Source organism: Massilia genomosp. 1, from assembly GCF_011682185.1.
Taxonomy (GTDB): Bacteria; Pseudomonadota; Gammaproteobacteria; order Burkholderiales; family Burkholderiaceae_D; genus Telluria_A; species Telluria_A rubra.
In genome coordinates this window covers 1-11,725 of record NZ_WHJF01000147.1, presented here as the reverse complement: position 1 = coordinate 11,725, position 11,725 = coordinate 1, and the positions used below count along the sequence as shown (strand labels likewise).

Annotated in this window: 10 protein-coding genes; 4 read left to right on the top strand and 6 right to left on the bottom strand. The window is 56.2% G+C overall.

The annotated features are described in order from the left end of the window. Positions 1-126: 126 nt before the first annotated feature. Complete coding sequence (locus F1735_RS30680; RefSeq protein WP_373888609.1) at positions 127-951, top strand: low temperature requirement protein A; 825 nt, start codon at positions 127-129, stop codon at positions 949-951. 171 nt (positions 952-1,122) lie between these two features. On the opposite strand, the gene F1735_RS38345 is transcribed toward F1735_RS30680, so the two are convergent. The 5 genes from F1735_RS38345 to F1735_RS30655 all read right to left on the bottom strand — a co-directional run bounded on the left by F1735_RS38345 (position 1,123) and on the right by F1735_RS30655 (position 6,679). Then, entirely contained in the window at positions 1,123-2,739 is a 1,617-nt protein-coding gene (locus tag F1735_RS38345) for a methyl-accepting chemotaxis protein (RefSeq protein ID WP_167240447.1), read from the bottom strand. Between the two features lie 70 nt (positions 2,740-2,809). After that, the gene (locus tag F1735_RS30670) at positions 2,810-3,598 is read right to left on the bottom strand and encodes a substrate-binding periplasmic protein (protein ID WP_166881719.1); all 789 of its coding nucleotides are present in this window, start codon (positions 3,596-3,598) and stop codon (positions 2,810-2,812) included. A 124-nt stretch (positions 3,599-3,722) separates the two neighbouring features. Continuing rightward, the gene (locus tag F1735_RS30665; protein ID WP_166881718.1) at positions 3,723-4,688 is read right to left on the bottom strand and encodes a porin; all 966 of its coding nucleotides are present in this window, start codon (positions 4,686-4,688) and stop codon (positions 3,723-3,725) included. 153 nt (positions 4,689-4,841) lie between these two features. Then, a complete protein-coding gene (locus tag F1735_RS30660) occupies positions 4,842-5,597 on the bottom strand; it encodes a substrate-binding periplasmic protein (RefSeq protein WP_166881717.1) in 756 nt (251 codons plus the stop codon). A 200-nt stretch (positions 5,598-5,797) separates the two neighbouring features. After that, positions 5,798-6,679 (bottom strand): LysR family transcriptional regulator, encoded by an 882-nt coding sequence (locus F1735_RS30655; protein ID WP_166881716.1) that lies wholly within the window; start codon positions 6,677-6,679, stop codon positions 5,798-5,800. A gap of 102 nt (positions 6,680-6,781) precedes the next feature. Here F1735_RS30655 and F1735_RS30650 point away from each other — a divergent pair, with 102 nt between their 5' ends. After that, positions 6,782-7,852 (top strand): alkene reductase, encoded by a 1,071-nt coding sequence (locus F1735_RS30650; protein ID WP_166881715.1) that lies wholly within the window; start codon positions 6,782-6,784, stop codon positions 7,850-7,852. Between the two features lie 14 nt (positions 7,853-7,866). After that, positions 7,867-8,724: a pirin family protein gene (locus F1735_RS30645; protein ID WP_166881725.1), complete on the top strand. Its 858-nt coding sequence runs from the start codon at positions 7,867-7,869 to the stop codon at positions 8,722-8,724. A 269-nt stretch (positions 8,725-8,993) separates the two neighbouring features. On the opposite strand, the gene F1735_RS30640 is transcribed toward F1735_RS30645, so the two are convergent. Continuing rightward, the gene (locus F1735_RS30640; RefSeq protein ID WP_166881714.1) at positions 8,994-9,938 is read right to left on the bottom strand and encodes a site-specific integrase; all 945 of its coding nucleotides are present in this window, start codon (positions 9,936-9,938) and stop codon (positions 8,994-8,996) included. Between the two features lie 187 nt (positions 9,939-10,125). Here F1735_RS30640 and F1735_RS30635 point away from each other — a divergent pair, with 187 nt between their 5' ends. Beyond that, a complete protein-coding gene (locus F1735_RS30635; protein WP_166881713.1) occupies positions 10,126-11,163 on the top strand; it encodes a DNA-binding protein in 1,038 nt (345 codons plus the stop codon). The last annotated feature ends 562 nt before the right edge of the window (positions 11,164-11,725 follow it).

The window sequence follows — 11,725 nt, the reverse complement described above, 5'->3', positions numbered from 1 at the left end:
CCGCCGGCTCTGCCAACCGAAGCCGGAATCAACATGCCCAAAATGGACATTGGCACCAACGAGCAGACCGAAGAATGCTCCCTAAACAATCTGTAAATACTGTCTCAAATAGTTTGACACGCTCCGATTGGTCTGCTGGCGATGTGGCTGCGCGCCGCACGCGAGCATCCAGAACGGCGACAGACCGCGATACGCTCGGCCATTGGCATCGGGGGCTTGCAGCTTCTGTGGCTCGCTCGCCTAGCACTATCCGGTGCTTGGTCGCTGCCGAGCTTCCTTATGCTCATGTTACTGGAGCTGTCTGTTCCGATCTGGGCCGCCAAGGCGGGCCACACTCCCTGGCATGTGCACCACATCGCAGAACGATATGGGCTGTTCACGATCATCGTGCTGGGCGAATGTGTGCTTGGTGCCTTCAACGCAGTGGCTGGCTTGATCGAAGTACAAGGCTGGTCGCTCGACTTGGCAATGGTTGGCTTGGGCTCAGTCGGCTTAATTCTGTCCCTTTGGTGGGTCTACTTCCTGGTGCCCAACGCAGAGACTCTGCATCACCACCGCGAACGTGCGTTCAATTGGGGCTACGGACACTTTGTAGTATTTGGCTCATTGGCCGCCTTGGGCGCGTTCTTGGAGGTTGTTGCAGATGGGTTCAAAGGAAGTTCCGCATATCACGCCGTCGCACCTACATTGGCTATTGGCCTTGTGGCGGCGGCCGTAGGTGTCTACTTGCTAACACTGTGGTGGCTACACCGCCACATCGCCCGTGGCTTGGCGCAAGTGGGCTGGGCGTGGGGTATTGCACTACTCATTTTGGTAGCCGTCGTGGCTGCGGTGGCGCTCGGCTTGCCGTTGGCCTGGGCCATTGCTGCTGTGACGGCAGCGCCTACGTTCGTGATCGCGGTCATCGAGTTTGAGAGGCTGAAACAGCCTGAAATGTTTCGTGTGCAATAAATGTTGACCTTGGGACGTGTTAAGGGGAGCGTACAGCACCCTTTGCGGAAAACTCCGCCGTTTGAACACAGCACGACAGCGCCCGTTGCGCTTGCGTATTCCGGAATATCATCTGGGCGCCAGTTAGCTGGCTGACTCCCTTTCGATGGGGCGCATTGTTGGCGGCCGGCCTCAAGCGAGCTTGAACTCCTCAACTATTTCAACAAGGAGTTGAGCCTGTCCATTCAAACTCATAGCGGCAGCGGCCATCTGTTCCACCAAGGCGGCATTTTGCTGGGTTGCGCTGTCCATGTTCGTCACAGCCTCGCCAACCTGAGAGACACCCTTGGACTGTTCGCTGCTGGCGGTGCTGATCTCGCCCATAATGTCGGTGACCTGTCGAATCGCATCGACCACCTTGGCCATCGTGCCTCCCGCTTGGTCCACTAGTTTGCGCCCCTGATCGACGCGCGCAACGCTGTCAACGATCAGGCTCTTGATTTCCTTGGCCGCATCGGCACTGCGCCCCGCAAGGGAGCGGACCTCCGATGCGACAACGGCAAACCCCCGTCCTTGCTCGCCTGCGCGGGCGGCCTCAACGGCGGCATTGAGCGCCAGAATATTGGTCTGAAACGCGATGCCATCGATAACGCCAATGATGTCGACAATTTTGCGTGAAGACGCTTCGATTCCCATCATTGTCTGCACAACTTCGCCGACCACCTTTCCCCCTTGTTCCGCTACCGAGGACGCACTGAGCGCCTGCAGGTTTACCTGCTCGGCATTCTCAGCATTTCGCTTGACGGTGTCGCCCAGTTCTTCCATGCTTGAGGCGGTTTGTTCCAGGGCGCTGGCCTGAGCTTCAGTGCGCGATGAAAGGTCCTGATTTCCTTGGGAAATTTCGGAACTTGCGCTCAGGACTCCTTGCGCTCCTAGCCGCACTCGGGCCACCACCTGTGACAGGCTGACCCGCATGGTTTCCAGCCCACCCAACATACTGCCCTGGGATTGCGCATCGACGGTTTGTCTGAAATCGCCCGCAGCAAAGGCATGGATGGCGGCATTGGCGATGTCCAAGGAGCCTCCCACTTGACTGCGCAACAGTCGCGAGGCATAGATCATCATACCGAAGAGCAAGCAGAGCATGGCACCCATCAGCATGGAAAGTACGACCTGATTGCGTTTGGAGTTCGCCACGGCCTGCGACGTGCGAACTCCTAGCATGACCAGGAACTCATCTACCGGCTTGTCAATTAAGGCAACTTGTCGCTGATACTCTTTTCCGTGCACGAGTTCGCGCGCCATGGCCTTGTCTTCATCGCTCTTTGTGGCAAGTTCCATGGCCTTTGTTTCGATGACGATCAGTTTGTCAGATAGGGCTTTGGCCTGCTCCAGTTTGGCCAGCTCAGCCGACGTATAGCCAGCCTCTTTCATCAGATCAATCATTGCAGCCGCAGCGCCGTCCGGTAAGGGTTTGACCCCGCTAACTTCAAAGAAAGGCCAATAAATGCGCTCAGGCTGTGTCGGTCGCGGAACCTTGCCGTCGAGCATATCAGCGATCGTGTTGTAGACGGTCATATATCGTTGATCGCCTGTCACAACGAACAGGCGAACCGTTCGGGTCATATCGTCCGACGCTTGGCGAAACTCCTTCGCTAAAGCGGCCGAGTTTTCTTGAATCTGGTGTGTCCGATCCAGGTTGCGCGACTCCCAAAACAGCGCAACCATGCAAAAAAGACAGGCCACTGCCACGCCAGTCAACCATGTAACCAGCTTCGAAAATGTCATACGGTTTGCGTTGCCTTTCACTTCCGGCTCCTTGTTGATTGACGGACAGAATTTTCAGGCACGGAAGCGCTCCTTGCCCCCCCAACTAAAACTATTTTAATGAAGAGGTGCTTGCCGGAGCGTATTCGCCAAACCCGTGTTGGCGATAAATTTGCTTGATCGTCCCATCGGAAAGCATCGCTTTTAGTAAGCTATTCAGGCGCTCCACTTCAATATCTCCCATATCTAGGGAGCACGCTAGATATAGTTGAACGTTCATAAACGTCAGTACCGGCTCGATATTTTTGACGCCCAACTGATTTATCAGTTCCTGTCCCGCAATGCGGCCAGTGGACCATAAATCGATACGACCCATTTGCATTTTTCGTATGTTTTGTTTGTCGTCCGACACGACGGCTGGCTGAATCTGGTGCGCAATCAAATAGGATACAGACAAGTCGCCATTTAATGTTCCTATTCTGTAGCGCCTTGCGTCGTCGATTTCATTGAGAATAATCCGGTCCTCAGTGCGTGCAAACAACGCCCATTCGCTGCTCCCGATCGGACCGATCCAACGATAGCGGGCCTCGCGCTCAGGAACCCGTGCTACCGGCATCAAGCATGTGTTCTTGCTCGAAGCGGTTATCGCGAGGCCACGCGCCCATGGCACAAGCGATTGTTTCGGAACCGCCATTCCGGAACGACGAAAGAGTTCAGTTACGATGTTGGACGATATACCAATCACCTTGCCCCGCTTTGTGTCATGGGAAGAGAACGGGGGCCATTCCAACGTATAAAGGCTCAATTGCGGCGCCGCAAACGCGCTGCCCGGAAAACCAAGACATCCGCATAAAAGCCATATGCCAGATTTTACAGACCTGATCATGGTTGTTAATCCCATCCCTCCGCCTCGGCAAAAGTCGCTGAATTTTTGTCATACAATTGCGCCACCGAGAGCCGGGTACCGTCCGATTCGCTGGCGCCAGCTGATGAATCCCCTATCAGCATTGACCGCTTGGACATGGTCACAGCGAATGAGTGAAACCGATCGCCAAACCGGTTTTACTGCTCGAAATTTTCTCTCGATACACGTCACTGTATATGTTGGTGCGTTTAGACAAACCGTAGATGTACCCGACGCTGGTTTTCCGGCCAAGACTGCCGTTCAGGCGGCCATAACCGAAGCGTAGTAGATTCAGGTTGATGGCGTAGGTGCCGGCCAACAACATGCTGCGCTGACTGGCGCCCCCCCCTGAAAAATCGGTCCGTGAGTATGCACCGATCATGGTGAATTGATCCATCCGGTAGGAGCCAGCCGCATACAGGATGTTGTCGGAGAGGTGATTCTTTTCGTAGGAGATCATCGCGGTGAGTGTCTCCTCCCCAAAGTTCACCGCCATGCCTCGCGAGCGCGCCGTCGCTCCAGCGGCGAGCTGTGCCTCCGCCATGCCGTTAAACCTGATCCCGCCAACGGAGGGCGAGGTGTAGAACACGCCGTTCCCCACGCGCGAGTAATTGTGATAGTCCACCGTGGGCAAGCCATCGCTATTGAAGTCACCGTTATAAACCTCAAGGGAGCCCATGCTCGCGGAGTCATACCAAGGATCGTATCGCCATTTTTCCTGCCACAGCGGAGTCATGGCACGGCCCAGGCGCAAATGTCCGAGTGCGGCGTTTTTTAGACCAACTGTGGATTCCCCCTGGAACAAAGTTGTGCTGCGTTCCTGCATGCCGGTGTCAGGACTAAAACGCATTTGCAAATTAAACGTCGCCGAAGATTTGGCGCCCAAATCTTCTTCGCCTCGAACACCCAGATAGTTGAAGAAACCGCGATCGAGTCGCGTCGATGTGCCCGTTTCTTTGACTACCCCGAGATCGAGATAGCCGTACATGACGACATCGGCGGCATACGCATTCAGGGGTATCATCAATATGAGCAAACGCAATGGGGCAGTACAGCAGACTCGGGCAAGCTGGGAACGGCGTTGCATATGCACATCCTCGAGGATTGTTTATCGTTTGCGAATTTTGGGACAAGAACGCGTGGAAAGATGCCCACGCTTCCTCTTTGGAATCCGATAATCTTGATTCCATTTCCCATCTTGCAGGCCGGAGCTGAACGGGCGTTTTTTGCGGCCCATTGATTATTGTTTTTTCTCCTCAAGAGACTTGAAATAGGCTTCCTCGATCTTGGCGACATTCACTTTTTTGAGGGCGGCGTCAAAGGATTCCTGGGCGGCTTTGCCTGCCGGGGTACGCTGGAAACAAACGTTCAGACTCCGTTCCAATAACATTTTCTCATGGAACATAACGCTGTCCTTGGCCGCAGAATTGAGTGTCATGTAGCGCAAGACGGCTTTATCGACGACAATAGCAGGCAATTTTTTGCTCACCAGCTTGCGCACATTATTCGTGTCGCTGGTGGTTACTTCAACTTGTTGCTTGCCCTGTTTGATTGCTTCATCCAAGGCGTCGCCGTTGGCGTAAGCTTCTACAACACCTAGCTTGATCGATGCCAGATCGGGTATCGTTTTCCATGTGATCGGCGTGTCCTTGAGAAAACCAATGCCGGTCGAACTCTTCCCGATCACCGCTGAAAAGTAACAGCTTTTGGCCCGTTCTTCCGTGATAAACACCGGGAAATATCCGATGAAGGCGGGATCGTTTGAACCTTTCGCTACCGTGTCCTTCCATGGAAAATATTCTACCTTCACGGTACTGCCCATGAACTTGGCTGCCGCGTCGACCACCGCACCGCTCGCACCGTTGTTAGGCAAGGCCGCACTGGCAAACGGCGGCCATTCGAGGCTGGCCAAATGCAGTAATTTGGGCGAGTCCGCTGCTTGTGCCATAAATGGAACGAACAAGAAAAGCGGTATGAAAAGGTGTTCTCTGCGCATTTTACGTCTCCGTTTATGAACGAAAATATCCTTGAACTGGGCAAGTCAGGCTAGCCCGAAATTTCCCAAACATCAAGAAAACTTTATCAGCAACAAATAGAAAACAACATACGGCTATTTCTTTTCGAACGGGCGTAAAATGGCGCGTCCTATAGCAAGTGCGAAGCACCAACTTTGCCGCGCCCCGTAAGCGAGCGCGCTTAAATCCTCGCCAGATGCTCCCGCAAGAAATCAATGAAGCGCTGCGTCTTCGCTGGCAGCAAGCGCGTCTCGGTAATGGCGTAGACCGGTATCGGCGTGGCTTGCCAGTCAGGCAGCACGCGACGCAGTTTTCCGCTGGCCACGTCATCCATGACAATATCCTTGGCCAGTACCGCAATGCCCATATGCAGCGTGGCAAGACGCTGGATCATGCCGACACTGTTAAGCAGAAAGCGGCCACCAACCATGATCTCGACATTTTCACTTCCTTGCAGCAACGCCCACTTGTCGGACTCCACGGTTCGCAATCTGAGACATTCATGCCGGGCCAGGTCAGCCGGCTCGCTCGGCTCCCCGGCATTGGCCAAGTAGTCGGGCGAAGCGTAGAGATAGCGCGGCAGCGTGGCGAGTTGGCGGGCGATCAGGTTTGAACTCGGCGGCGCCCCCATGCGAATCGCCACATCGACCGGCTCGCTGACCAGATCGACAGGCCGAGGGGACAGGTCGAGTTCAAAACGGATGCCGGGATAACTGCGGGCGAAGTCGGCGACCAGCGGGGCCAGGAAGATGTTGGCGAAACCTTCCGGCATTGAAGCGCGCAATACCCCGCTCGGCTGGGCCAGCATTTCGCCCAGTTGCTCATGCGCCAGACTGGCTTCATCGACGATGCGCTTGCAGCGCTCGAAATAGAGCTGTCCGGCTTCGGTCAACTCGATCTTGCGCGTCGTGCGATGCAGCAGCCGCAGCCCGATTGACTTTTCCAGCGCGCTGACGCGCCGGGACAAGGTTGAGCTTGGCACATTGATCGCGTCAGCTGCACCGCGAAAACTCATCGCTTTGACGACCTCAACAAAAAGCGCCATGTCATTCAGTATTTTCATGGTGACTGTGCCACAAATGGATCAATGAAATGTATTTTCCGCTATTTATCAAAAAAATGATACGGCGCACAATGATTGCTCGTCACCACCAAGGAGCACCACATGACTCAGCTATTCACCCCTGTCCATATTGGCCGACTGGCACTGCCCAACCGTCTGGTCATGGCGCCGATGACCCGTTCGCGTTCCGATGATGCTGGCGTGCCCAGCGATTTGGTCGTTGCCTACTATGCGCAGCGTGCCAGCGCCGGCTTGATCATCACCGAAGGCGTCTATCCCAACGCGATGGGCAAAGGCTATGTGCGGACCCCGGGAATCGAGAACGATGCCCAGGTCGCCGCTTGGAAGAAAGTTACCGAGGCTGTACATGCGCGTGGCGGTCGCATTTTTATGCAATTGATGCACTGCGGACGCATCTCCCATCCTTCCCTGCTCCCGGAAGGAGCGCAACCCCTTGCACCGTCAGCCGTCAAGCCAGCTGGTCAGGCATGGACCGGCGCCGGGATGCAAGAGTTCATGATACCGCAAGCCCTCGATGTCGCCGGGATCGCCCGCATTGTCTACGATTACGGCCTGGCGACGCGTCGCGCCATGGCCGCCGGATTCGATGGTGTCGAGCTGCACGCCGCATCGGGTTACTTGCCAGAGCAGTTTTTGTCCTCGGGTAGCAATAACCGCACGGACGAATACGGCGGTTCTGTTGCCAAGCGCACGCGCTTCGTTCTGGAAGTGCTGGCCGCGATGGTTGCCGAAGCCGGCAGCGATCGCGTCGGCATCAAAATTTCGCCGGAGATGGGTTTCAACGATATCGTCGACGCCGCGCCGCAGGAAACCTATACCACGCTGGTCGAGCAACTGCGCGAATTCAAGCTCGCCTACCTGCACGTTGCCCTGTTCGGCACAAGCACTGATTATCACGCGCTACTGCGGCCACGTTTCGACGGTGCCTACCTGATAGGCGGCGGCCTTGACCAAACCCAAGCCGAGACACTGATTGCCGAAGGTAAGGCCGATGCAACGGTATTTGGCTCAGCCTTCCTTGCCAATCCGGACTTACCCGAGCGGCTCCGCCAAGGCGCGGCGCTCAATACGCCGGACAAAAATACGTTCTATTCCCCGGGTGCCAATGGCTATACCGATTACCCGGCCCTGGGCGCAAATCAGGCGCAGTAATGGAGAATCTCAACATGCCCACCATCGTTCGCTTGCAACCGATGAATTCCGGCAGCCACTTCCGTGCCTACGCGCTGCGTGGTGGCGAGGCGGCCGAACCGATCGACCCCTTCCTCGGTGTCGATCATGCCTGGATCAGCGCGCCCACTTTTCCGCCGCATCCGCATGCCGGGTTCTCGGCCGTCTCGTATCTGTTTCTCGACTCGGAAACCGGCATCCATAACCGTGATTCGCTGGGCAACCATCACCTGATCGCGCCGGGCGGCCTGCACTGGACTGCCGCCGGCAGAGGTGTCGTGCACGAAGAGTTTCCCTCCGAGACGGGCAAGACCGTCCACATGCTGCAAATCTTCGTCAATCTCGCCCAGGAAAGGCAGAGCGATGCGCCACGTGCATTGAGTCTGGCCCCGGAAGATGTGCCGGTCGTGCAATTGCCAGGCATTAAGATTCGCGTACCGCTAGGCAGTTTCGGAGAGGTAGGGTCGCCACTGATACCGCCGACCAAGGTATCCCTGCTCGATATATGCCTTGATGAAGGTGCAGAACTGTCGGTGCCTATCCCGGCAGGTCAGAGTGCTTTCGTCATGCCGATCTACGGCAAGCTGGCGGTCAATGGCCAGCACTACGAACTCGACCAATTTATGCTGCCGGTCTTTCCGGCACAGGCAACACCACATTCAATCTCGCTCGCAGCAACGCAAGGTAAAATCAAAGCCGTCGTCTTTTCTGGTCTACCACTGCAGCAGCCTGTGTACTGGCGAGGGCCGATGGCACTTGCCTCGCCCGAGGCGCTTGCTGCCGCCATCGCGGCTTACCAACACGGCGATTTCGGCGCATTCGAGCCTCCAATTGTGCCTGCAAATCACACGTAGTCCCGGGATACCCCTGCGTCTCAACCGCCATGGCTCGATCCCTTACTGTCATCTGTGTGCGACGGCGACACGGTGGCGCTGCACAGCATAAATTGGGCGTGGTGCCCGCAACGAGGATGATCTGCGCCGATTGGCGTAAAAACTCATCCAGCACGGTTGGCGCATCGAGTTCTCTAAGGAAAGCTTGATCTTCGCCGGGCGAAGATCCGTTAGAGGATGGACGCGGACCGACTTCCACGCACCAATTTCAACATGGGCGGAAATGGCAATTAATTCACAACACGGGAATCTACGCCGATCCGATGCCGTGCAAAGGGATCTGCGCCCTCGACATAGCGCAGTGCGGACTGAACGTTCTTCCAGCCCACGTACTGCATCAGCATTTTGATGTCCCAGCCATTCGAAGTCGCCCACTGGGCAAAGCCTCGCCGCAGCGAGTGGCCGCTGTACTGCTCGGCGACCGCAATGCCGGCGTCCGAGAAAAGCGAGCGAAGCAGCGGCACTAGGCTGTTGATATGCAAGCCGCCACTGCGCACGTGGCCCCAGCGGTCTATGCCGCGGAACACTGCGCCTTCGGTAAGACCCGCCAGCGAAACCCATTCGATATACGCGCTGACCGGGCACAGTTTCGCCAACGCTGGCGCCTTAAAATTCGTGCCCTTGTATCGCCGATCTCCCTTGGTATGCGGTAGGAAGCACGTCATTCCTTCGCCCGGCACCGCGTCGATATACTCGACCTGCAGCCGCGTAAGTTCGTCGCCGCGAAAGCCGCGCCAGAAGCCGAGCAAGAGCATAGCCTTGTCGCGGGTGTGGCGCAGGTGCGCAGGCCTGTTGCCGGCCACCACCGCTTCTGTAATTCCCGCATCCAGCCATTGCGCAAGTTGTTCGAGCTGATCGAGCTGTAGTGGACGCGCTTGCTTTTCTCGACCAGGGTGCAGTGCCTGTATGCCGCGGAGCACCTTGCGCACAACGGGTGCCTTGGTCGGATCAGGGAAGCCTTGGTCGAGATGCCACTGCGCCAAGGCTGCAAGACGCTGGCGTAGCGTATTTATCGCCAACGATTCAGCATAGTCTACGAGGTAGCGTGCAATCGCGTCCGCCGTCGCAGGCAAGAAACCGCCCCATTCGACTTCGAAGTGACGGGCCGCGGCTTGATAGCTGCGACGGGTGTTGTCGCGGGTCGCGGCATGCAGGTAAGCATCTAGTTTACTCATAGCAATTTGCTGAGGATGAGCGGCCCGTACAGGTCGGATCATGCAAATAATACGCTTTTTCGACCATCACATGGGATAAGTGCTCATTATCAAATATCACAAAACTATATTAATGCCGACTTTTAGAGTGAAACTTAGTACATAATTACGTGGTATGTAATATGGTATCTTATTTCATGGAGGCCTGATGGCTCGCACCGGTCTGTATCTATCGGAAGTGAAGAAAGCGCGCGACGCGCTCACAGCGCAAGGACGGCACCCGTCCGTGGATGCCGTGCGGGTCGCATTAGGCAACACTGGGTCTAAGACAACTATCCATAAGTACCTGAAAGAACTGGAGGAGGAAGACGGCGGCGCCGGGAAGAAGGGGGCGGTCAGCGAAGCGTTGCAGGATCTCGTTTCGCGCCTGGCAGCGCGACTCCACGAAGAGGCAAATGCGCGGATCGACGCAGTTGAGGTGCGCGCCTTGGAGTCAAGCCGGGTGAATGCCGAGGCGCTGGCCACCTTACAAACGGAGAGGGAAGCAGCCACCGCAAAACGCGAGTTTATCGAAGCCGCCGCGCAATTGGAACTGGCTGAGCACTGCCAAACACGCGCCGCGTTGCAGTCGGAGGCGATTGCCCGTCACACTGCCGAGGAGCAGGTGGCCGGCTTGAAGCTGCGCCTACTTGAGAATGATGCGCACAGGCAGTCACTCGAAGAAAAACATACTCACGCGCGTGAAGCGCTCGAGCACTATCGCCAGTCGGTTAAGGAGCAGCGTGACCAGGACCAGCGCCGGCACGAGCAGCAGATTCAGCAACTACACACCGAAATGCGCCAGCTACAGCAGGGCCTTGTCGTAAAACAGGAGGACATAACCCGTTTGAACCAGGATGGGGCGCGTCTGGTGGCTGATATTGCCCATGCGCAGAAGTCGCTGTACGATCAGGAACTGCTGGGACGCCAACGGGCGCAGCAGATTGAGGTCCTGCAGGAGGGCGCACAGAAGTCCAAGGTCATGGCGGTTCAGCTGGCGGCCCTGGAAGCGCAGGTTTCGGCGCTCAGAACGCAACAGAAGGCAGCCGCAAAAGATGTGCAAGCTTCGCTTACGCGTGCGCATGGGTTGGAAGTATCGCTCGCCACGGCGCAAGCGACTCTGGCATCGCAGAATGAGATTATTGCGGCGTTGCGCAATCATTTGGCAGAGCAAGAAAATACGGAACGAGGCGGCGATGGCCAATGAGTTGACAAGGCTCACTGAGGCAATTTCAAGATTAACTGGGCGCCGCTATTGCAGTACTCACGTTAGTGAAGTCGCTGCGGAAAATGGAAGTTACGTCCTGCGGAATACGACGACGCGCTGAGTTTGCTTCCCATGCCAAGAACGCAGGAATAAGGCGCTCCCAATTTGCTCCATAAGGCAGAAATAGGCTCCGTAGGTCTACATGATTCTGAGCCACGATCGCGCTGTCCAATCAAGCTGATAGAATCAGAAGTTATCTCATAAATTCAATCGGTTACAAGATGATTTGGGTATTTTTACACGAATCCCGGCCAACCCTCAATGTCTTGATGGGTTTGTTCGACTCCACCTCGACCACGTCAAAAGCGTATCTGGTGAACGTCGCACGTTCGCTCGCCGTCGCAGATACCATCGCCGCCTTGTCGGCGACCATGTCACGGCGGAACGGCAATTGCGGCTAGTCCGAAGCCGCACCTTTGTCGGGTAATTTTTCTGATGACAGTTTCTCGGCATGCGTCGAGGAGATCATCATCTGGCGTTGGCCTTGCTCTGTTGACTCGCG